Annotated in this window: 17 protein-coding genes and 1 riboswitch; of the genes, 11 read left to right on the plus strand and 6 right to left on the minus strand. The window is 66.9% G+C overall.

Features of this window, described 5'->3' with window-relative positions; all coding sequences use genetic code 11:
* The first annotated feature begins 3 nt into the window (after positions 1-3).
* The 9 genes from K226_RS18545 (at position 4) to K226_RS0100605 (ending at position 8,981) form a co-directional block, all read left to right on the plus strand.
* On the plus strand, positions 4-546 hold the full coding sequence (locus K226_RS18545) for a prepilin-type N-terminal cleavage/methylation domain-containing protein (protein WP_202899868.1): 543 nt from the start codon (positions 4-6) through the stop codon (positions 544-546).
* 5 nt (positions 547-551) lie between these two features.
* Positions 552-914, plus strand: coding sequence for a type II secretion system minor pseudopilin GspI (gene gspI, locus K226_RS0100570; protein WP_024812929.1), 363 nt, complete (start codon positions 552-554; stop codon positions 912-914).
* Positions 915-921: 7 nt separating this feature from the next.
* Entirely contained in the window at positions 922-1,593 is a 672-nt protein-coding gene (locus K226_RS0100575; protein WP_035241156.1) for a type II secretion system protein J, read from the plus strand.
* On the plus strand, positions 1,590-2,603 hold the full coding sequence (gspK, locus tag K226_RS0100580) for a type II secretion system minor pseudopilin GspK (RefSeq protein ID WP_024812931.1): 1,014 nt from the start codon (positions 1,590-1,592) through the stop codon (positions 2,601-2,603). The genes K226_RS0100575 and gspK overlap by 4 nt, the downstream gene beginning before the upstream one ends.
* 71 nt (positions 2,604-2,674) lie before the next feature.
* Entirely contained in the window at positions 2,675-3,937 is a 1,263-nt protein-coding gene (gene gspL, locus K226_RS0100585) for a type II secretion system protein GspL (RefSeq protein WP_024812932.1), read from the plus strand.
* Positions 3,934-4,479 carry a type II secretion system protein GspM gene (gene gspM, locus K226_RS0100590; protein ID WP_024812933.1) on the plus strand — a complete coding sequence of 182 codons (546 nt, stop codon included), beginning with the start codon at positions 3,934-3,936 and terminating at the stop codon, positions 4,477-4,479. Before gspL ends, gspM begins: the two co-directional genes overlap by 4 nt.
* Before the next feature lie 26 nt (positions 4,480-4,505).
* A complete protein-coding gene (gene gspN / locus K226_RS0100595; RefSeq protein WP_024812934.1) occupies positions 4,506-5,321 on the plus strand; it encodes a type II secretion system protein N in 816 nt (271 codons plus the stop codon).
* Positions 5,322-5,325: 4 nt separating this feature from the next.
* The gene (gspD, locus tag K226_RS0100600; RefSeq protein WP_024812935.1) at positions 5,326-7,581 is read left to right on the plus strand and encodes a type II secretion system secretin GspD; all 2,256 of its coding nucleotides are present in this window, start codon (positions 5,326-5,328) and stop codon (positions 7,579-7,581) included.
* A gap of 11 nt (positions 7,582-7,592) precedes the next feature.
* Positions 7,593-8,981, plus strand: a complete 1,389-nt coding sequence (locus tag K226_RS0100605; RefSeq protein WP_024812936.1) for a GspE/PulE family protein — start codon at positions 7,593-7,595, stop codon at positions 8,979-8,981.
* Between the two features lie 172 nt (positions 8,982-9,153).
* Here the strand turns inward: K226_RS0100605 and K226_RS0100610 are convergent, their stop codons facing one another.
* Complete coding sequence (locus K226_RS0100610; protein ID WP_024812937.1) at positions 9,154-10,818, minus strand: methyl-accepting chemotaxis protein; 1,665 nt, start codon at positions 10,816-10,818, stop codon at positions 9,154-9,156.
* Positions 10,819-11,138: 320 nt separating this feature from the next.
* Between K226_RS0100610 and K226_RS0100615 the strand changes: the two genes are divergently transcribed.
* On the plus strand, positions 11,139-12,785 hold the full coding sequence (locus K226_RS0100615) for a methyl-accepting chemotaxis protein (RefSeq protein WP_024812938.1): 1,647 nt from the start codon (positions 11,139-11,141) through the stop codon (positions 12,783-12,785).
* Positions 12,786-12,922: 137 nt separating this feature from the next.
* Here the strand turns inward: K226_RS0100615 and thiC are convergent, their stop codons facing one another.
* The 3 genes from thiC to lpxC form a co-directional block, all read right to left on the minus strand.
* Complete coding sequence (gene thiC / locus K226_RS0100620) at positions 12,923-14,848, minus strand: phosphomethylpyrimidine synthase ThiC (protein ID WP_024812939.1); 1,926 nt, start codon at positions 14,846-14,848, stop codon at positions 12,923-12,925.
* 112 nt (positions 14,849-14,960) lie between these two features.
* A riboswitch (TPP riboswitch) is annotated at positions 14,961-15,082 on the minus strand.
* 47 nt (positions 15,083-15,129) lie between these two features.
* Complete coding sequence (locus K226_RS20030) at positions 15,130-15,306, minus strand: hypothetical protein (RefSeq protein ID WP_201740999.1); 177 nt, start codon at positions 15,304-15,306, stop codon at positions 15,130-15,132.
* Between the two features lie 7 nt (positions 15,307-15,313).
* Positions 15,314-16,237, minus strand: coding sequence for a UDP-3-O-acyl-N-acetylglucosamine deacetylase (lpxC, locus tag K226_RS0100630; RefSeq protein WP_024812940.1), 924 nt, complete (start codon positions 16,235-16,237; stop codon positions 15,314-15,316).
* Between the two features lie 228 nt (positions 16,238-16,465).
* On the opposite strand from lpxC, the gene K226_RS0100635 reads away from it, so the two are divergent.
* On the plus strand, positions 16,466-18,250 hold the full coding sequence (locus K226_RS0100635) for a methyl-accepting chemotaxis protein (RefSeq protein ID WP_024812941.1): 1,785 nt from the start codon (positions 16,466-16,468) through the stop codon (positions 18,248-18,250).
* Between the two features lie 153 nt (positions 18,251-18,403).
* Here K226_RS0100635 and ftsZ read toward each other — a convergent pair whose 3' ends face one another.
* Both ftsZ and ftsA read right to left on the minus strand, forming a co-directional pair.
* Positions 18,404-19,645 carry a cell division protein FtsZ gene (gene ftsZ / locus K226_RS0100640; RefSeq protein ID WP_024812942.1) on the minus strand — a complete coding sequence of 414 codons (1,242 nt, stop codon included), beginning with the start codon at positions 19,643-19,645 and terminating at the stop codon, positions 18,404-18,406.
* A 235-nt stretch (positions 19,646-19,880) separates the two neighbouring features.
* Positions 19,881-21,110, minus strand: coding sequence for a cell division protein FtsA (gene ftsA / locus K226_RS0100645; RefSeq protein WP_024812943.1), 1,230 nt, complete (start codon positions 21,108-21,110; stop codon positions 19,881-19,883).
* Between the last annotated feature and the right edge of the window lie 29 nt (positions 21,111-21,139).

Here is a 21,139-nt window from a genome sequence, read left to right on the forward strand (position 1 = left end):
CGCATGAAATTGGCACTGCCCCACGCCAGCGGACGCCGCGCAAGGGCCGCCCCGCCGCGCTGGCGTCGTCTCCCCTCCCGCGAAGCGAGAGAGGGGGGAAGCCGCGCAGCGGCTCAGGGGGGTGTCGCTGCCTCACGCGGATTCACGCTGCTGGAGCTGCTGGTCGTCATCAGCATCATGGCGCTGGCTACGGCGGGGGTCAGTCTGGCGATGCGCGACAGTGGGCAAACCCAGCTGGAGCGCGAAGCGGCGCGGCTGGCGGCCCTGCTGGAATCGGGCCGGGCCCAGTCGCGCGGCACGGGGGTGCCTGTGCGCTGGCGCGCCGATGCGCGGGGTTTCCGCTTTGAAGGCCTGCCCGCCAGCACGCTGCCCACCCAATGGCTCGATGCCGGCACCACCGTGCGCGGCCCCGCTATCCTGCAGCTGGGGCCCGAGCCGCTGATCGGCCCGCAGCAGGTGCTGCTGGTCAACCAGGCCTACCCTGAGCGCATGCTGCGCGTGGTCACCGACGGGGTGCGGCCGTTCACGGTGGAGCCGCTGCCGTGACTCTCATGGCGCGCGCGCCCGAGCGCGGCTTCACGCTGGTCGAGGTGCTGGTGGCACTGGGCATCGTGGCCATCGCCCTCATGGCGGGCCTGCAGGCCACCACCGCGCTGACGCGCAATGCGCAGCGCCAATCAGACATCGTGCTGGCCCAGCTGTGTGCCGAGAACGAGCTGGTCAAGGCCCGCCTTTCACGCCAGATGCCAGGGGTGGGCGACAGCACCGAGCCCTGCGAGCAGTCGGGGCGCCGCTTTGACGTAGCCGTGATCGTGCGGCCCACGCCCAACCCGAGTTTTCGGCGGGTGGATGCCCAGGTGCTGGATGGAGACATCTCGGTGCTGCGCCTGTCCACCATTGTGGGGCGGTATTGATATGGGGATGGCTTTCAAAGAACGCCTCCTGCGCACGCAGCATGGCTTCACCCTGATCGAGCTGCTGGTGGGCATTTCCATCATGGCGCTGATGGCGGTTCTGGGGTGGCGCGGGCTGGACGGGATGGCGCGGGCGCAGGAAACCACCCGCCAGCGGGCCGACGAATTGCTGCTGGTGCAGGCTGCGCTGGGACAGTGGGGCGCCGATCTGGATGCCCTGCTGGCCGTGCCCAACACCACGCCCCTGGACTGGGATGGCCAGGTGCTGCGCATGACGCGGCGCAGCAACGCCGTGCCCGATGAAGGCGCTTTGGTGGTGGCCTGGACCCGGCGCGATGTGCAGGGCGCGGGCCACTGGCTGCGCTGGCAATCTGCCCCGGTGCGCACCCGCGCCGACTGGCAACAGGCGTGGCAGCAGGCCGCCCTGTGGGCCCGCAACCCCGGCGAAGCCGAGCGGCGCCGCGAAGTGGTGCTGCTGCCGCTGGACAACTGGCAGCTCTTTTATTACCGCGGGGGCGCCTGGTCGAACCCGCAGTCGAGTGGCGACGCCACGCCCGGCAACGCCGCCGCGCTGCCCGATGGCGTGCGCCTGCAGATCAGCATCAGCCCGGGCCAGGCCCTGGCCGGGCAGGTCACGCGCGACTGGGTGAACCCCTTGCTGGGCGGCGGCAAGTCATGACGCACGGCGCCCGCCCTGCGCAGCCCAACGCCGCCCGCGCCCGCGTCCACCAGCGCGGCGCGGCCTTGCTGGCGGCCATGCTGACGGTGACGCTGGTGGCGACCTTTGCCGCTGCCGCCCTGTGGCAGCAGTGGCGCGCAGTCGAGGTAGAGACGGCCGAGCGCGCCCGGCTGCAGTCGGCCTGGATTCTGGTGGGGGCCCTCGACTGGTCGCGCCTGATCCTGCGCGAGGACGCCATCACCGGCGGCGCCGACCACCTGGCCGAACCCTGGGCCGTGCCGCTGCAAGAGGCCCGCCTGTCCACCTTTCTCGCGGCCGACCGCAACGTGGCCCAAGTGGACGATGCCAGCACCGACACCACCGATGCCTTTCTGTCGGGCCAGATCACCGACATGCAGGCCCGGCTGAACCTGACCAACCTGATGGAGGGCGACAAGGTCAACGCTGGCGCCTTGCGCCAGTTCTCCCGCCTGTTCGAGCGGCTGGGCCTGCCCCCGCAGCAACTGGACCAGCTGGTGCAGGCCCTGCGCGAGGCCAAGGCCAGCAAGGGCGCCGACAGCAGCGCCCCCCTGGCGCCGCCCAGCGTGACCCAGCTGGGCTGGCTGGGCCTGCCCCCGACCACCGTGGCCGTGCTGGCGCCCCATGTCACGCTGCTGCCGGTGCGCACCCCCGTGAACCTGAACACCGCCGATGTGGATGTGCTGTGGGCCGCCATCGACGGGCTGGACACGGCGAGCGCGCAAAAGATCGTGCAGGCCCGGCAGGCGCGCCATTTCCGGGGGCTGACCGATGTCACCAACCAGCTGGGCGCCAGCATTGCGCTGAACGCCGACGACCACGCCATCGCCTCGCGCTACTTCGAGGTGCGCGGGCGGTTGCGCCTGGGCGCCACCATGGTGGACGAGCGCTCGCTGGTGTCGCGCCAGGGCACCATCATCACCACCTTGTGGCGCGAACGCGGCGCATTTGACCGTGCCCCCTTGACCGCAGCGCCCGAGTCGGGCCGATGAGAACGCGGTCACTCTCTGAGCGCCTCCGTACTGTCAAGTCTGCAGCCTAGAATGGCGCGCAAAACCCGTCCATGAGCACCCTGATCCTTTTCCTGCCCCAAGCCCCTTGCGGGCCCACGACCGCCTTCAGCTACACGCTGACCGCCGACGGCCATACCGAACTTCGCCATGCCAGTGCCCCGGCGGCGCTGCTGCCCGAGCCCGCCCGGCCGGGTGGCGAGGTGGTGGCCGTGGTGCCGGCGAGGGCGCTTTCCTGGCAGCGCGTGCAATTGCCCCAGGGCGTGCCGCTGGGGGCAGGCCAGCAAACGCCGCGCCTGCGCTCGGTGCTGGAGGGTTTGCTGGAAGACCAGCTGCTCGACGACCCCGCCCAGCTGCACTTTGCCCTGGAACCGGGCGCCCGCGCCGGCGAACCCGTGTGGGTGGCCGTGTGCGACCGCGCCTGGCTGCGCGAAGCCTTGCAGGTGCTGGAGGCCGCCGGCCGCCGCGTCTCGCGCGTGGTGCCCGAATTTGCGCCGGGCCCCACCGCCAGCGGCGGGCCCGAGCTGTTTGCGCTGGGCACGCCCGAAGAAGCCCACCTGGTTCTGTGTGGCCACGGCCCCGACCAGGGCGTGGCCGTGCTGCCCCTGTCATCGGCGGCGCTGGGCCTGATCAGCCCGGCCACCAGCCCCACAGACACCGAAGCCCCCCCGCTGCCGCTGCACGCCGAACCGGCTGTGGCAGCGCTGGCCGAGCGCACGCTGGGCCGCCCGGCGGCGCTGCACACCGCAAGCCAGCGCGCGCTGGATGCGGCGCGCGGCGCCTGGGATCTGGCGCAGTTCGATCTGGCCAGCACCGGGCGCACCCGGGCCCTGCGCAAGGCCGGCAGCGCCGCCAGTGCGTTTTTGTATGCGCCGCAATGGCGGGCGGCACGCTGGGGCGTCGGCCTGCTGGCGGCGGCCCACCTGGTTGGCCTGAACGCGTGGGCCTGGCAAGAGCGCGACGCGCTCGCCGCCAAGCAAGCCGGTGTGCGCAATGCGCTCACCCAGACATTTCCGAAGGTGCAGGTGGTGGTGGATGCCCCGGTTCAGATGGAGCGTGAGCTGGCCGTGCTGCGCCAGGCCGCCGGCAGCGTCTCACCACGCGACCTGGAGCCCCTGCTGGCTGCGGCGGGCGCGGCCCTGCCCGAAGGCCAGCTGCCCAACGCACTGGAATACACCGCGGGTGAACTGCGCCTGCGCGGCATCACGCTAACGGACGAAGAGCACACCGCCATGGTCACCCGGCTGCAGACCGCGGGCTATGGCGCCCGCATGGACGATGGCAGCCTGTCGCTGCGCGCGGAGACAACGCCATGAGCACCTCCACCCACCACACCTTGCAACAGCGCTGGAAGGCCCTGGCCCCTCGCGAGCAAAACCTGGTTCTGGCTGCAAGCGCCATCGTGGCCCTGGCGCTGCTGTGGTGGGTGGCCCTGGCGCCAGCCCTGAAAACGCTGCGCACGGCTCCCGCCCGCCATGCCGCCCTGGATGCCCAGTTGCAGCGCATGCAAAGCCTGCAGGCCGAAGCCTTGCAACTGCAGGCCGCGCCACGCGGCACACCGGGCGACGCCGTGGGCAGCCTGCGCGCGTCGCTGACCCAGCGCCTGGGCGCCACCGCCCAGCTCAGCCTGGTGGGCGACCGCGCCACCATCACCCTGAAGGGCGCGCCCGCCGACGCCCTGGCGCAATGGCTGGCCCAGGCACGCAGCAATGCGCTGGCGGTGCCGGTGGAAGCCCGGCTCACGCGCAGCGCGGCGGCGGCTGCGGGCACATCGCCACCTGCCACCCTGGGCAATGTGCCCGCTGCGGCCGCACCGCGCTGGGATGGCAGCCTGGTGCTGGCACTGCCCGCGCGCTGAACGGCGTCCCTCTCGTGTTTCGCAACGTGTCTTCTTCCCTGCGTCCCCGCCAGCGGTTAGCCGCCACGGCAGCCCCGCGCTCGCCCTGGGGCTGGGCTGCAGCCGGGGTGCTGGTGGGAGTGCTGCCTGCGGTGATCAGCTTTGCGCCAGCACAGTGGCTGGCCCGGGCGGTGGACAGTGCCACCGGCGGGCAAGTGCTGCTGGCCCAGGCACGCGGCACGGTGTGGACCGGCTCGGCCCAGCTGGTGCTGACCGGTGGCGGCGCCAGCCAGGACCGTGCTGCCCTGCCCGGACGGCTGGAGTGGCAGCTGCGCCCCACGCTGCGCGGCCTGCATGCGCAGGTGCATGCCGCGTGCTGCATGACCGCGCCGCTGCAGGCCCGCCTGGATGCACGCTGGGGCGGCGCGCGGCTGGCTCTGGCCGATGGGCAAAGCCAGTTCCCGGCAGGCCTGCTGACCGGCCTGGGAACCCCCTGGAACACCCTGCAACCCCAGGGCCAACTGGCCGTGCAGACCCAGGGTTTCGAGGCCGCCTGGGCCGCAGGGCGCATGGCGCTGACCGGCACGGTTCAACTCGACGCGCGGGCGATGTCGTCGCGCCTTTCCACCCTGCGCCCCATGGGCAGCTACCGGCTGGTACTTCAGGGCGGAGATGTGCCCACGCTCACCCTGGGCACGCTTGACGGCCATCTGCAGCTCAGCGGCAGCGGCCAATGGGTAGGCCAGCGCCTGCGCTTCACGGGCGAGGCCAGTGCCACGCCCGAGCGCGAGGCGGCCCTGGCCAATCTTCTGAACATCATCGGACGGCGCAACGGCGCGCGCTCCATCATCACCGTGGGTTGATCCTATGACTTCCAATCTTTCGCCCCAACTGCGATTTGCTCTGAATACGATAGCTGCTTGCGCTTTACTGGCAAGCGCTAGCGGGCAAATTCATGCACAAACGGCCATCGGAACCGGCACCAGCAGCGTGCGCCCGGGCGAGCCCGTCACGCTCAACTTCGCCAACGCCGAGATCGAAGCCGTGGCCCGCACCATGGCCACCATCACCGGCCGCAACGTGGTGGTGGACCCGCGCGTCAAAGGCCAGCTCACCCTGATCACCGAACGCGCCGTAACGCCAGCGGCCGCCTTCCAGCAGTTTCTGGCGGCGCTGCGTCTGCAGGGCTTCACGGTGGTCGAGTCCGCCGGCCTGTACAAGGTGGTGCCCGAGGCCGACGCCAAGCTGCAGGGCGGCAGCGTGAGCGTGTCGCGCGGCGGCGCGCCCGGCCCTGGCGGCGGGCAGATCGTCACGCAGATCTTCAAGCTCAACTACGAAAACGCGGCCAACCTGGTGCCGGTGCTGCGCCCGCTGATCAGCCCCAACAACACCATCAACGTGAACCCCGGCAACAACTCGCTGGTGATCACCGACTATGCCGACAACCTGCAGCGCCTGGCGCGCATCGTGGCGGCCATGGATGTCTCCAATGCCAGCGATGTCGAGGTAATCCCGCTCAAGAACGCCGTGGCCGCCGACCTGGCCCCGCTGGTGGCGCGGCTGATTGACGGTGGCAGCGCAGCCGCCCCGGCGGCGGCCCAGGGACAGAGCGACACCTCGTTCAAGACCACGCTGATTGCCGAGCCGCGCAGCAACGCCCTGATCCTGCGCGCCGCCAACCCCGCCCGCGTGGCCCAGGTGCGCGCGCTGGTGGACAAGCTCGACCAGCCGCCCGTGCCCGGCAGCAGCGCGGCCAGCGGCAACATCCATGTGGTGTACCTCAAGAACGCCGATGCCACCAAGCTGGCGACCACGCTGCGCGCGGCCATGTCGGCCACAGGAGGCGGCAGCGGCGCTGCCGCAGCGGGCACTTCCGGCTCTGGCGGGCTCGCGACCTCTGCGGCGTCGTCCAGCACGGCATCGGCCAGCAACTCCAGCAACAGCGCCGGGCTGGGCGGCAGCGGAGGCCTGGGCATGGGCGCGGGCGGCGGCTCCAGCAGCGCCAACAGCAACCAGCCCTCGACCGGCGGGCAGATCCAGGCCGACCCCACCACCAACTCGCTCATCATCACCGCGCCCGAGCCCCAATACCGGCAGCTGCGTGCCGTGATCGACAAGCTCGACGGCCGCCGCGCGCAGGTGCTGGTGGAAAGCCTGATCGTCGAAGTCACGGCCAGCAAGCTGGCCGAGTTCGGCATCCAGTGGCAAAGCGTGCTGGGCAGCAAAGGCGATGGCGTGGTGGGCGCCATCGGCACCAACTCGGCGGTGTCGGGCGGCAACATCCTGAGCCTGGCCGCAGGCATTGCCTCGGGCAGCACCTCGGCGCTGACCTCGCTCGGCGGGGGCCTGAACATTGCGCTGGCGCCGCGCGTCAACGGCCAGTATTACCTGGGCGCGCTGGCCAATTTTCTGCAAAACAGTGGCGATGCCAACGTGCTCTCCACCCCCAACCTGATGACGCTGGACAACGAAGAGGCCAAGATCGTCATCGGCAACAACGTGCCCTTTGTCACGGGCTCGTATGCCAACACCACGGGCAACAACACCGTGAACCCCTTCACCACGGTAGAGCGCAAGGACGTGGGCCTGATGCTGCGTGTGCGCCCGCAGATCAACGAGAACGGCACCGTCAAGCTGGCGATTTACCAGGAAGTCTCGAAGATCGACGGCAACACCCTCAAGGACGTGAACGGCCCCACCACCAGCAAGCGCTCCATCGAATCGAACGTGCTCGTTGAAGACGGCAGCATCATCGTGCTGGGCGGTCTGCTGGAAGACAGCTACCAGCAGGCCGAGGACAAGGTGCCGCTGATGGGCGACATCCCCGTGCTGGGCAATCTGTTTCGCAGCGAGAACCGCTCGCGCAAGAAGACCAACCTGATGGTGTTCTTGCGCCCCGTGGTGGTGCGCGATGCCGCCGCCAGCGACGCGCTGATGCTTGACCGCTACGACGCCATCCGCGCGCTGCAGCAGGTTGCGCAGCCCGCCCCCAGCGCCGTGATGGGCTCTGTCTCGGGCGCCCCGGTGTTGCCCGCGCTGCGCCCCGAAACCGCTCTGCCCACACCGGTTTACACCCCCGCGCCCATCAGCACGCCCATCAGCACGCCCATCACAACGCCCTGAGCAGCCCCGCCATGCGCCACCCCCTGCCCTACGCCTTTGCGCGCACCGCCCAGTTGCTGCTGGAGGACGACGGCCAGCAGCTGGTGCTGTGGCACGGCCCCCAGCCCAACGCCAGCGCGCTGTCGGAAGTGCTGCGCAAGCACCCCGTGCAGCAGTTGCTGCCGCTTGATGCCCATGGCATGGCCCAGCGCATCAGCGCGGCCTATGCGCAGGGCGAATCGAGCGCCGCCACCGTGGTGAGCGAGGTGGAAAGCGACGCCGACCTCTCGCGCATGATGCAAGAGCTGCCCGCCGTGGAAGACCTGCTGGAAACGGCCGACGACGCGCCCATCATCCGCATGCTCAACGCCCTGCTCACGCAGGCCGCGCGCGACGGCGCCAGTGACATCCACATCGAGCCCTACGAGCGCCACAGCAGCGTGCGTTTTCGCGTGGACGGCAGCCTGCGCGAGGTGGTGCAACCCAACCGCGCGCTGCACGCTGCCCTGATCTCGCGCCTGAAGATCATGGCCGACCTCGATATCTCCGAAAAGCGCCTGCCGCAGGACGGCCGCATCAGCCTGCGCCTGGGCACCCGCGCCATCGACGTGCGCGTGTCCACCCTGCCCAGCGCGCACGGCGAACGCGCCGTGCTGCGCCTCTTGGACAAGAGCGAAAGCAAGATCAGCCTGGAGGCCGTGGGCATGCAGGGCGACACCCTGCACCGCTTTACAGACCTGATCGCCCAGCCGCACGGCATCGTGCTCGTCACGGGCCCCACGGGTTCGGGCAAAACCACCACGCTGTATGCGGCGCTGTCGCGGCTGGACGCCACGCGCAACAACATCATGACGGTGGAAGACCCCATCGAATACGAGCTGCCCGGCGTGGGCCAGACGCAGGTCAACAGCAAGATCGACCTGACCTTCGCCAAGGCCCTGCGCGCCATCCTGCGCCAGGACCCGGACATCATCATGATTGGCGAAATCCGCGACTTCGAGACCGCGCAGATCGCCATCCAGGCCTCGCTGACGGGCCACCTGGTGCTGGCCACGCTGCACACCAACGACGCCGCGAGTGCCGTCACGCGCCTGACCGACATGGGCGTGGAGCCGTTTCTGCTGTCCTCGTCCCTGCTGGGCGTGCTGGCGCAGCGTCTGGTGCGCAAGATCTGCACGCAGTGCGCCGGCAAGGGTTGCGACGCCTGTGGCCAGACCGGCTACGCAGGCCGCACGGGCGTGTTCGAGCTGCTGGTGACCACCGACGCCATCCGCGCCCAGATCCACAACCAGGCTTCCGAGGCCGACATCCGCGCCGCCGCTCTGGCCAACGGCATGGCACTGATGCGCGACGACGGCGAGCGCCTGATTGCCGCCGGCATCACCAGCCGTGAAGAAGTGGTGCGAGTGACCAGAGATTAGGGGACGCCACCCGTTGCCCGGCAAAGCCGGTTCCACGGTGGCACTGGCCTGGATCGCGCAGGGTGCTGGCGCCGTCGCGCCATGAACCGCAGCTTGAAGCTCCGGAATTAAATGCTATTTATTTAATAGCTTCTAGCGCTTCCTGCATAAGCGCTAGCAGCCAAAAACACCACTATTGAATCTGCAGCGCCACTTGCGCCTGCCGCGCCCTGGCGGGCTGGCGGCCGCGGGCCGCAGCAGCGGCGGGCAGGCCGCCTGGCTGCGCACTCGCGGCAGCGCCATCGTGCAGCTTGAACTGGCTGACTGCGCGCGTGAGTTGCAGGGCCTGCTCGCGCAGCGATTCCGATGCCGCCGTGGACTGCTCCACCAGCGCGGCGTTTTGCTGGGTCATCTGATCAAGCTGCGTGACCGACTGGCTGATGTGGCCGATGTTGTCGCTTTGCTCGGCGGCCGAGGCGGTGATTTCGTGAATGATGCCGGACACGCGGCGCACGCTGCCCACGATTTCGGTCATGGTCTGGCCTGCCTGGCTCACGAGGCGCGAGCCATCTTCCACGCGCTCGACCGATGAACCAATCAGCTCCTTGATCTCTTTGGCCGCCCCGGCGCTGCGCTGGGCCAGGCTGCGCACTTCGCTGGCCACCACGGCAAAGCCCCGGCCCTGCTCACCGGCGCGTGCGGCTTCCACGGCAGCATTGAGCGCCAAAATGTTGGTCTGGAACGCAATGGAGTCGATCACGCCCGTGATGTCGGCAATCTTGCGCGAGCTGGTGGTGATCTGGTCCATGGTGCTCACCACCTGCGACACCACGGCACCGCCGCGTGCTGCCACTTCGGCGGCCGACGAGGCAAAGTCACTGGCCTGGCGCGAGGCCTGCGCGCTTTGCTGCACCGTGCTGGTGAGCATCTCCATCGACGATGCCGCTTCTTCGAGGTTGGCAGCGGTCTGCTCGGTGCGCTGGCTGAGGTCGTGGTTGCCCGTGGCGATTTCTGAACTGGCGGTAGAAATGTTGCCCGCCGCATCCTGCACCTGGCGCACCAGGCCGCGCAAGGATTGCTGCATGCGGCCCATGGCCGTCACCAGCTGGCCCACTTCGTCGTGGTTGAGTGCCTGCGTGTCGCGCGACAGGTCACCCCCGGCAATGCGCTCGGCCAGATCGCGGGCCTGGGCCAATGAACGGGTGATCGAGCGCACGCTCAGGTAGGTGAGCGGAATCAGCACCGCCAGGGCCAGTACCAGGGCCACGCCAATCAGGCCGGACATGGTGGCGGCAAGGGTGTCCACGCCCTGGCGCGCCTCCTGCATCTGCTCCCGGGCCGAAGTGGCCAGGCGAGAGAACAGCTGGTCGGTGGCTTCCATGTGTGTTTTCAGCCGGTCGGCATAGGCGCCACCGCCGGCACCGTCGATCTGGGCGCGCTCGATCTGGTCGAAGATCGGAACAATGCCGGCTTCGTATTGCTTGATCTCGTCGAGCGATTTGTCGATAGCCGTCACAAAGGCCGCGTCGCCCGCCTGCACCTGGCGTACCTCGGCCAGGCTCTTGCGCAGGGTCGCCAGCGTCTTGCCCCAGCTTTCGCGCAGCGCCGCCACTTCCACGGTGTTGTTGAAGTTGATGATGATGTCTTTCTCGGCACGGCGCAGGTCGCCCAGCGCGGTGCGCAGATCGGACATATCGGTCAGCGTCTGCACCCGTTGCGAAAACAGCACCTCCAGCGTGCCGCGGGTGCGGTCCAGCGCAATGAAACCCATCGCACCAATGATCACCAGCAACACCAGCGAAAAGATCGTGCCGAAATACAGGCGCGCACGAATGGAAAGTCGGCCCAGAGCGTTCATGGCTCACCCTTACAAATTTTGACAAGTACCCTGGCGAAGCAACTTTGATGCCACGCCCTCAACCAGCCTTCTGGGCTGGCGCTCGGGGACTATAAATGCCACATCCTCCTATGGCGCACAGGGTATTTACCGGCGTTTTTGCCTCCGCCGCCGTGCTGCCGCGGCACGTTTTTGTGGCATGGATTTGAAAACACTTTGTCACATTTGGGGCAGACAATGGGTCGCACCGCCGCCCAGGCAGCGGCATCCACAGGGCCGACACCAGCGCCCTTTGCGCACCCCGGCATAGCCCCGGCCTCATCGAAGAACCCAGGAACACCATGTCTGCCCCCCTGCACACCACCACACCATCCCGGGGAACCCTGGGCAAGCGGCTGCTGACCACGTTCTGCGTGGTGCTCACGCTGACCCTGCTGGGCTCGGTCATTGGCATCTGGTCGCTTCGCCAGATCCAGCAATCCACCGAAACCATGGTGAGCCAGGGCGTTGCCACCGAACGCCTGGTTGCCGACGCCTACCGTTATCAGGCCATCAACTCCGAGCGTTTCAAGGCCATCGCCCTGAGCTCGGAGCCCGAAGTGAATGAAATTCTGGGCGCCGACATCGCCGCCACCCAGCAGCGCTACGACGGGCTGATCGCCGAGCTGGACAAGGGACTGCAGGCTGCCGAAGACCGCGCACTGCTGGAGGGCATCCAGGCCGCAGGAAAGGATTTTCAGAAAGCCCGCGCCGAGCTGATGGCGGCCAGCGAATCCAACTTTACCGTGCGCATCCGCAAGGTATATGCAGAGCGGTTCCTGCCCTCTTCCGGTGCACTGCTGTCCGCACTGGGCACGCTGACCCAGTCGCAGCGCAACGCGATTGATGCCGGCGCACGCGAGGTGGAGCGCCTGGGCGCCGTGGCCCGCACTGCGCTGCTGGCCTTTGGGGCACTGGCCCTGGTGGTGGGCAGCGTGCTGGCGCTGTGGCTGGTGCGCAGCATCACACGCCCGATCGCATTGGCCAACGTCACGGCCGACCGCGTGGCGGCCCTGGACCTGCGCCACGACATTGCCGGCCATGAAAAAGACGAAGCGGGCCGCATGCTCAATTCGCTGGCGGTGATGCAGCAGGCGCTGCGCACCCTGGTGGTGCAGGTGCGCGGGTCGGCACAGAACGTGAGCTCCGCCGCATCGGAAATCGCCAATGGCAACACCGACCTCTCCAGCCGCACCGAGGAAACCTCTGCCAGCCTGCAGCAGACCGCGGCGGCGCTGGAGCAGATCACCATCCGGGTAATGCAGTCGGCGCAAGCGGCGCACGACGCGCAGCAGATCGTGGCCACGGCCACGACGGTGGCGCACGAGGGCGGCAGCGTGGTGGCCCAGGTAGAGCGCACCATGCAAGGCATCCATGCGTCGGCCGGCAAGATCGCCGCCATCATCGGCGTGATCGACTCCATTGCGTTCCAGACCAACATTTTGGCTCTCAATGCCGCCGTGGAGGCGGCCCATGCGGGCGACCAGGGCCGGGGCTTTGCGGTGGTGGCTGCCGAGGTGCGCAGCCTGGCCACCCGGTCGGCCGCCGCGGCGCGGGAAATCAAGGCGCTGATCAATGAATCGGTCGATCAGGTGAAAGAGGGCACCAGCCTGGCGGGCGTAGCGGGCACTACCATGCAGCGCATCGTGGGCTCCATCCAGAACGCCGAACGCATGATGGGCGAGATCACCTCCGCCACGCAGGACCAGAACCGCGACATTGGCCAGATCAACACCGCAGTAGCGCGGCTGGACCAGATGACCCAAGCCAACTCGGCGCTGGTAGAGCAGTCAATGGCCGCATCGGCCGGCCTGCGCAGCCAGGCCCACGAGCTTTCCACCCTGATCAGCCGGTTTGTGCTGCCTGGCCAGGGCGCCGAAACAGCCCTGCCGCCCATCGGCCAGATTGCCCACGCACACCGGCAACAGGCACTGCTGGCGAATGGCTAAACAACGGGGTTGCGGCCGCCCCGTTGTAGATGGCTGGTGAGGGCTGAAAATTGGGTGAATCCGCTAAAAAATAGGTAAAAAGTGCTGTTAGCGCTTATGCAGCAAGCGCTAACAGCTACGTTTTTAATAGCAATCAATCAGACAGGCTTGATCGGCACGTACAGGCTGCCGCCGCCGCGCTGAAACTCTTCAGCCTTGGTCTCCATGCCCGCCGCCAGCGCTTCGGCCTCGGCTACGCCCTTTTGCGCGGCAAAGTCGCGCACTTCCTGCGTGATCTTCATCGAGCAGAACTTGGGGCCGCACATCGAGCAAAAGTGCGCCACCTTGGAGGCATCCTTGGGCAAGGTTTCGTCGTGGAAGGCCTGCGCTGTCTCAGGGTCCAGACCCAGGTTGAACTGGTCCTGCCAGCGAAAATCAAAACGCGCCTGACTCAGCGCATCGTCACGCGCGCGGGCACCGGGGTGGCCCTTGGCCACGTCGGCGGCGTGCGCGGCGATCTTGTAGGCGATGATCCCTTGCTTGACGTCGTCGCGGTCGGGCAGGCCCAGGTGTTCTTTGGGCGTCACGTAGCACAGCATGGCCGTGCCCATCCAGCCGATCATGGCCGCGCCGATGGCAGAGGCAATGTGGTCGTAGCCCGGTGCGATGTCGATGGTCAGCGGGCCCAGGGTGTAGAACGGCGCTTCGTGGCAGGTCTTGAGCTGCTCGGTCATGTTGGCCTGGATCATGTGCATGGGCACATGGCCGGGGCCTTCAATCATGGTCTGCACGTCGTGCTTCCAGGCCACCTGGGTCAGCTCGCCCAGCGTGTGCAGCTCGGCAAACTGCGCCTCGTCGTTGGCGTCGGACGCGCACCCGGGGCGCAGGCCGTCGCCCAGGCTGAACGAAACGTCGTACGCCTTCATGATGTCGCAGATGTCCTCGAAGTGCTCGTACAAAAAGCTCTCGCGGTGGTGCGCCATGCACCACTTGGCCATGATGGAGCCGCCACGCGAGACGATGCCGGTGCGCCGCGCCGCCGTGAGGTGGATGTACGCCAGGCGCACGCCGGCGTGGATGGTGAAGTAGTCCACGCCCTGCTCGGCCTGCTCGATCAGCGTGTCGCGGAAGATCTCCCAGGTCAGGTCTTCGGCGACGCCGCCCACTTTTTCGAGCGCCTGGTAGATCGGCACCGTGCCAATGGGCACGGGCGAGTTGCGCACGATCCAGTCGCGTGTGGTGTGGATGTTTTTGCCGGTCGAGAGGTCCATCACGTTGTCGGCACCCCAGCGGATCGCCCAGACCAGCTTTTCCACTTCTTCTTCAATGCTGGACGTGACAGCCGAGTTGCCGATGTTGGCGTTGATCTTGACGAGGAAGTTGCGGCCAATCGCCATCGGCTCCACCTCGGGGTGGTTGATGTTGGCGGGAATGATGGCGCGGCCACGGGCCACTTCGTCGCGCACGAACTCTGGCGTGATGATGCGCGGGATGCTCGCGCCCATGGGGTTGCCCATCAGGCGCTTCTCACGGCCCGCGTCCTGCATGTACTGCTCCATCCACTCGCGCTTGCCGTTTTCACGGATGGCCACGTATTCCATTTCGGGGGTGATGATGCCTTTGCGTGCGTAGTGCATCTGCGTCACGTTACCGGTGTGGTTGGCACCACTCTTGGCGCGCAACGGCTTGCGCTGCAGGGCGGCAGCCTCGGCGCGCAACTGGGCCAGGCGGGTGGCGTCTTCGCTTTTTTGCCCGTCGTCCAGCGCCACCGGGGCGCGGCCCTCGTAGTGCTCCACATCACCACGGCCGGTGATCCAGCCGCCGCGTACGCTGGCCAGGCCCTGGCGCACATCGATCGCAGCCTCGGGGTCGGTGTACGGGCCGGAGGTGTCGTACACGCTGACCACCTCGCCATTGGTGAGTGCGATGTCGCGCACCGGCACGCGCAAATCGGTGTGCAGATGGCCGGGGAGGTGGGCCTTGCGGGATGCGGGGAAGGGCTCGCGCGTCCGCGCCAGCAGTTCGGCAAACTTTTCGGGGGTGGCCAGCTGTGCCAAATCGGCGTGTCGGTCGGGGGCGTTCATGGGGCAGGTCTCCTGGTTCCGGTGGCGGGGGTTGCTCCGGAATGGACCTGCTCCCCCGCAGGTGCGCGGGGCACCTGGGGCATGGCGTGCATGCCGGATAGGCAGGCACGGGCGCATGGAGGTCGGCTCTTCTTCCGCCGGTATGAACCGGATCAAGTTCGTCGGGTTCGCAGAGGGGCGTGTGTTTCACGCCCTCCCGCATCTCAGTGCATCAGCACACCCCGGAGCAGGCGCGAGTATAGGCCAGCACTGCTTGCGCTGCCGCGACCCAACTTTCGGGCTCAGGCCAGGCGCCCGATGAACATCACGGCAAAGAAGAAAACCGCCGCGATGATGGTCCATTTCAGCACCACCAGGCCAAAGCGCTTGTAGCGTGCCTGGCCGGTGCCCGCATAAAACGCGAAGGAAACCGCCGCAGTCAGCAGCAGTGCCATGGCCAGCCAGCGAAACAGCAGCATGGGTCTGCTACCAGGCTCGCACGGGTTGCAGGAAACCGCTGGGTGCCTGGCGGTCGTCCTCGAACGTCACCTCTTCCCAGGCGTCGCGCTGGGCCAGCAGCTCGCGCAGCAGCAGGTTGTTCATGGCATGGCCTGAACGGAAGGCGCTGTAGGCGGCCAGCAAAGGCTTGCCAACCAGGTACAGGTCGCCCATGGCGTCCAGGATCTTGTGCTTGACGAATTCATCGTCATAGCGCAGCCCGTCGCTGTTGAGCACCTTGTAGTCGTCCATCACGATGGCGTTGTCGAGCCCGCCGCCCAGCGCCAGGCCACTTGCGCGCATCATTTCCACATCGCGCGTGAAGCCGAAGGTGCGCGCACGGGCGATGTCGCGGCTGTAGTTGCCGGAGCCCAGGTCAAACTCGACCCGCTGGCCCGTGGAATCCACCGCCGGGTGGTCGAAATCAATCTCGAAACTGAGCTTGTAGCCATGGTAGGGCGTCAGACGCGCCCATTTGGCATGGGCGCCCTCGCCCTCTCGCACCTCGACCGGCCGGGTCACGCGGATGAAGCGGCGGGGTGCGTTCTGCAATTCAATGCCTGCGCTTTGCAGCAGAAAAACAAACGATGCCGATGAACCATCCAGGATGGGGACTTCTTCTGCGGTGATGTCCACGTACATGTTGTCGATACCCAGGCCGGCACAGGCCGACATGAGGTGCTCGACGGTGTGCACCTTGGCGTTGCCGGTGCCGATGGTCGATGCCAGGCGGGTGTCGGTAACGGCGGCCGCAGAAATGGGGATGTCCACCGGCTGGGGCAAATCCACGCGGCGAAACACGATGCCCGTGTCGGGCTGGGCCGGCCGCAGGGTCAACTCGACCCGCTGGCCGCTGTGCAAACCTACCCCCACGGCGCGGGTCAGGGTTTTGAGGGTGCGTTGCTTGAGCATCCTGCGATTTTAGTTGCCGCAAGGATTTTGTGCTGCCGCGCTCGGCGCTGCGCTGGGCGGGGTCCACTCTGAGTGGAATGCACTCGTTTTCCCTCACAACCGGCATGGAGGACAATCACACAATCGGTTACAGGGCAAGCCCCAAAGGATCCGCATGGCCCACGACCCGGGCCGCTCCTTTGCTTGCGGGCCCAAGAACAGCCCTTTTTTTTCATCCCGGGAGATTTCATGAGCAAACTCAGTTTCAGAGGCAAGATCCTGCTGATGCTGGCCACAGCATTGGTAGCACTGCTGTTTATGGCGGTCAGTGCATTGCTGCAGCAGCGGTCACAGATCATCGAGTCGCGGCGTGAGCTGCTGACCACAGCGGTGCAATCGGCCCACAGCATCGTGGCCTCGTACCAGGCCAAGGCCGCAAGCGGGGCGATGCCGGTAGAAGAAGCCCAAAAGGCGGCCAAGGACGCTTTGCGCGTGTCCCGCTTTGGTGGACCTGAAGGCAAAACCGAGTACTTCTATATCTGGACGCTGGATTCCAAAGGCGTGATGCACCCCATCAAGCCTGAATGGGAAGGCCAGGACATGGCTGGCAAAGTGAAGGACGGCGCCGGCACGGACATTCTCAAACAGATATCAACCGCGCTCAACGCCAGTTCCAACGGCCGCGTATTTGTGCCCACCATGTTCGCGCGGCCCGGCTCGCAGTCGCTGGTGCCCAAGCTCCAGTACGTGATCCGTGTGGACGGCTGGAACTGGATGGTCGGCTCCGGTCTGTATACGGACGACATCGACCAGCTCGTTCGCAAAACCCTGCTGTCCAACCTGGCGATCGTGCTCGTCGTGATGCTGGTCGTGGGTGGCGTGGGGTTGCTGGTCACGCGCTCGGTGCTGCGCCAGATCGGAGGCGAACCCACCGACGCCATCGCAGTGATGTCAGAGGTGGCCCAGGGAAATCTGGACACCCCCATCCCTGACGCTCCAGCAGGCTCCCTGCTCGACGGCCTGGGCCGCATGGTTGTCTCGCTGCGCCAGCTCGTGACCGAAGTGCGCTCGGCCACCGAAAGCATCGCCACGGCTTCCAGCGAGATTGCCCAGGGCAACAACGACCTGGCCCACCGCACCGAAGACACTGCCAGCAACCTGCAGAGCACTGCGAGCAGCATGGAAGAGCTGACCAGCACCGTCCGGCAGACCTCAGACTCTGCCCAGACCGCCAATCAGATGGCCACATCGGCGGCCACGGTGGCAGCGCGTGGCGGGGAAGTGGTGTCGCGTGTGGTCGCCACCATGCAGGACATCAACGCCAGCAGCAACAAGATCAGCGACATCATCGGTGTGATCGATGGCATCGCCTTCCAGACCAATATTCTGGCCTTGAATGCCGCTGTCGAAGCCGCCCGTGCGGGCGAGCAGGGCCGGGGCTTTGCCGTGGTGGCCAGCGAGGTGCGCAGCCTGGCACAACGCAGTGCAGAAGCCGCCAAGGAGATCAAAGCCTTGATTGGCGCGTCGGTTGAAAAGGTGGAATCGGGCACGCAGCTGGTGGGCAATGCAGGCGCCACCATGACCGAGATCGTTGAGAGCGTTCAGCGCGTGACTGACATCATCGGTGAGATCCGATCTGCCACCTCAGAACAGAGCCAGGGCATCGCGCAGGTCAACACCGCCATGAACCAGCTCGACCAGATGACGCAGCAGAATTCGGCCCTGGTGGAACAATCCACCGCCGCCGCAGACAGCCTGCGCGAGCAAGCCATGAAACTCACCCAGGTGGTCGCGTTGTTCCGGGTGAACGGCAGCAATGCCTCGGCGCCCGCACCGGCAAGACGGCCTGCACCCCCAGCCGCACTTCGCCCTGCCCCAGCCCCGGTACGCGCGGGCAAAGCGCCCCCACCATTGGTCAAGCCCGCATCCCCTCGCCCCGCCCCAGCCGCCAAGGCCCCGGTGGCAGCGCTGCCGCCGAAGTCCAGCAGCCCAAAACCAGCGGCAGGTGACAACGACGATTGGGAGTCCTTCTGAACCGGGAGCGCTGCGTAGCCCCATCGAAGCAAGTCCGCGCACGGTAAACCTGCGCTCCATGCAAAGAAGCCCTGCCAACTCACGCTGGCAGGGCTTCTTTTCTTCGCCCCCCAGTCGCCACAGGGCAACCGAGGGGGCGCAAGAGAACGCCGATCAGTCGGCCTGCTTGCGCAGGAAAGCCGGAATTTCCAGATCGTCCATGCCGCCCGACGACAGTGCATCGACGCGGGCTGCTGCCTGCGTGCGGTTGGTGCGCCAGACGCTGGGCACCGACATGCCGCCGTAATCGGCCTGGGAACCGACGCCCATGCCGCCTGCCACGCCGACGGCTCCGCCCATCACGCCGCTGGTGGTCATGGGCATCTGGTAGGCCATGTTGTCCGTGCCCGTGCGCAGGCCGCCCTGCACCACCGAGATGGGCTGGCGGCGCGCATTGGGGCGCGACAGGCCCGTGGCCACCACGGTCACGCGGATCTCTTCACCCAGGCTGTCGTCGTAGGCAGCGCCGTAGATGACATGCGCGTCGGGCGAGGCGTAGGCGTTGATGGTGCTCATGGCCAGGCGCGATTCGGACAGCTTGAGGCTGCCCTTGGCGGCGGTGACCAGCACCAGCACGCCCTTGGCGCCCGACAGGTCGATGCCTTCGAGCAGCGGGCAGGCCACGGCCTGCTCGGCGGCAATGCGGGCGCGGTCGGGGCCGCTGGCGGTGGCCGTGCCCATCATGGCCTTGCCAGGCTCGCCCATCACGGTGCGCACGTCTTCGAAGTCGACGTTCACATGGCCGTATTCGTTGATGATTTCGGCAATGCCGCCTACGGCGTTTTTCAGCACGTCGTTGGCGTGGGCAAAGGCTTCGTCCTGAGTGATGTCATCGCCCAGCACTTCGAGCAGCTTTTCGTTGAGCACCACGATCAGCGAATCGACATTGGCTTCGAGCTCGGCCAGGCCGTTGTCGGCATTGCTCATGCGGCGGCCACCCTCCCAGTCGAAGGGCTTGGTGACCACGCCCACGGTGAGAATGCCCATTTCCTTGGCCACACGCGCAATCACCGGTGCGGCGCCGGTGCCCGTGCCGCCACCCATGCCGGCGGTGATGAACAGCATGTGCGCGCCCGAGATGGCGGCGCGGATGTCATCCACGGCGGCTTCGGCGGCTTCGCGGCCCTTGTCGGGCTTGCTGCCGGCACCCAGGCCGCTTTGGCCCAGCTGGATGGTGCGGTGGGCGGAGCTGCGGGTAAGCGCCTGCGCGTCGGTGTTGGCGCTGACAAACTCCACGCCCTGCACGCTGCGCGCAATCATGTGCTCGACAGCATTGCTGCCGCCGCCGCCCACACCGATCACCTTGATCTGGGTGCCCTGGTTGAATTCTTCGGCTTCGATCATTTCGATGGTCATGTTGGAGCTCCTGTTTCTAAATACGTATTCAATTGCCAAATGGGGAAAGGGGGTCTGTTTCGCGGGACATAGGGCGGTCCGATACATCGCCATCGCCCGCGCGGTATGCGATGGGGACTCCCTCTTGCTAGCCAGATCGCCCCCACGCTTGCAACTGCGTCTGCTGCGCTGCCCCGCAAGGGGGCCTTCGCGCCTTGGGGCGGCCCGGCGGCGCTCATGCCTGGGTATTTCATGGTCAGAAGTTCCCCACGATGAAATCCTTGAAGCGCCCGAACGCGGTCTTCATCGACCCGCTCTTTTGCGCCACCTTGAACCCGCGAAGACGTGCCAGGCGCGCTTCTTCGAGCAAGCCCATGACAGTGGAGGCACGGGGCTGGGCGACCATGTCCGACAGGGCGCTGGAATACTTGGGAATGCCGCGGCGCACGGGTTTCAAAAAGATGTCCTCGCCCAGTTCGATCATTCCGGGCATGACCGAGCTGCCGCCGGTGAGCACGATGCCCGATGACAGCACCTCTTCGTAGCCCGACTCGCGCACCACCTGCTGCACGAGCGAGAAAATTTCTTCGACCCGGGGCTCGATCACGCCAGCCAGCGCCTGCTTGCTGAGCATGCGCGGGCTGCGGTCGCCCAGGCCGGGCACTTCCACCTGGGCCTCGGGGTCGGCCAGCAATTGCTTGGCGTAGCCGCTTTCGACCTTGATGTCTTCGGCGTCCTTGGTGGGCGTGCGCAGTGCCATGGCAATGTCGCTGGTGATGAGGTCGCCCGCAATCGGGATCACCGCCGTGTGGCGGATGGCACCGCCGGTGAAGATGGCCACGTCGGTCGTGCCCGCGCCGATATCCACCAGCACCACGCCCAGCTCGCGCTCGTCATCGGTCAGCACGGCCTGGCTGCTGGCCAGTGGGTTGAGCATGAGCTGCTCGACTTCGAGGCCGCAGCGGCGCACGCACTTGATGATGTTCTCGGCCGCGCTCTGCGCACCGGTCACGATATGGATCTTGGCCTCCAGACGGATGCCACTCATGCCGATGGGCTCTTTCACGTCCTGCCCGTCGATCACAAATTCCTGCGGCTCCACCAGCAACAGGCGCTGGTCACTGGAGATGTTGATCGCCTTGGCCGTCTCGACCACGCGCGCCACGTCGGCGGCGGTGACTTCCTTGTCCTTCACGGCCACCATGCCGCTGGAGTTGAGGCCCCGGATATGGCTGCCCGTGATGCCCGTGTAGACGCGCTGGATCTTGCAGTCGGCCATCAGCTCGGCTTCTTTGAGCGCCTGCTGGATGCTCTGGACGGTGGCGTCGATGTTCACCACCACGCCACGCTTCAAGCCATTGCTCGGGGCCACGCCCAGGCCTGCGAGTTTGAGCTCGCCATTGGGCAACACCTCGGCCACCACGGCCATGACCTTGGCCGTGCCGATGTCCAGCCCCACCACGACGTCTTTGTATTCTCTTGCCATATCAGTGTCTGCCCTTCATTGTTCTGTCC

This window comes from Acidovorax sp. JHL-3 (assembly GCF_000526295.1).
In the GTDB taxonomy this organism is placed as follows: Bacteria; Pseudomonadota; Gammaproteobacteria; order Burkholderiales; family Burkholderiaceae_C; genus Acidovorax; species Acidovorax defluvii.

Excerpts from the sequence above, each read along its gene's own strand:
- gspL (WP_024812932.1), top strand. The coding sequence starts at position 2,675 with ATGAGCACCCTGATCCTTTTCCTGCCCCAAGCCCCTTGCGGGCCCACG.
- gspK (WP_024812931.1), top strand. The coding sequence starts at position 1,590 with ATGACGCACGGCGCCCGCCCTGCGCAGCCCAACGCCGCCCGCGCCCGC.
- K226_RS0100575 (WP_035241156.1), top strand. The coding sequence starts at position 922 with ATGGCTTTCAAAGAACGCCTCCTGCGCACGCAGCATGGCTTCACCCTG.
- lpxC (WP_024812940.1), bottom strand. The coding sequence starts at position 16,237 with ATGCTCAAGCAACGCACCCTCAAAACCCTGACCCGCGCCGTGGGGGTA.
- K226_RS0100615 (WP_024812938.1), top strand. The coding sequence starts at position 11,139 with ATGTCTGCCCCCCTGCACACCACCACACCATCCCGGGGAACCCTGGGC.
- ftsA (WP_024812943.1), bottom strand. The coding sequence starts at position 21,110 with ATGGCAAGAGAATACAAAGACGTCGTGGTGGGGCTGGACATCGGCACG.
- K226_RS0100635 (WP_024812941.1), top strand. The coding sequence starts at position 16,466 with ATGAGCAAACTCAGTTTCAGAGGCAAGATCCTGCTGATGCTGGCCACA.
- K226_RS0100605 (WP_024812936.1), top strand. The coding sequence starts at position 7,593 with ATGCGCCACCCCCTGCCCTACGCCTTTGCGCGCACCGCCCAGTTGCTG.
- K226_RS18545 (WP_202899868.1), top strand. The coding sequence starts at position 4 with ATGAAATTGGCACTGCCCCACGCCAGCGGACGCCGCGCAAGGGCCGCC.
- gspD (WP_024812935.1), top strand. The coding sequence starts at position 5,326 with ATGACTTCCAATCTTTCGCCCCAACTGCGATTTGCTCTGAATACGATA.
- gspI (WP_024812929.1), top strand. The coding sequence starts at position 552 with ATGGCGCGCGCGCCCGAGCGCGGCTTCACGCTGGTCGAGGTGCTGGTG.
- thiC (WP_024812939.1), bottom strand. The coding sequence starts at position 14,848 with ATGAACGCCCCCGACCGACACGCCGATTTGGCACAGCTGGCCACCCCC.
- K226_RS0100610 (WP_024812937.1), bottom strand. The coding sequence starts at position 10,818 with ATGAACGCTCTGGGCCGACTTTCCATTCGTGCGCGCCTGTATTTCGGC.
- ftsZ (WP_024812942.1), bottom strand. The coding sequence starts at position 19,645 with ATGACCATCGAAATGATCGAAGCCGAAGAATTCAACCAGGGCACCCAG.
- K226_RS20030 (WP_201740999.1), bottom strand. The coding sequence starts at position 15,306 with ATGCTGCTGTTTCGCTGGCTGGCCATGGCACTGCTGCTGACTGCGGCG.
- gspM (WP_024812933.1), top strand. The coding sequence starts at position 3,934 with ATGAGCACCTCCACCCACCACACCTTGCAACAGCGCTGGAAGGCCCTG.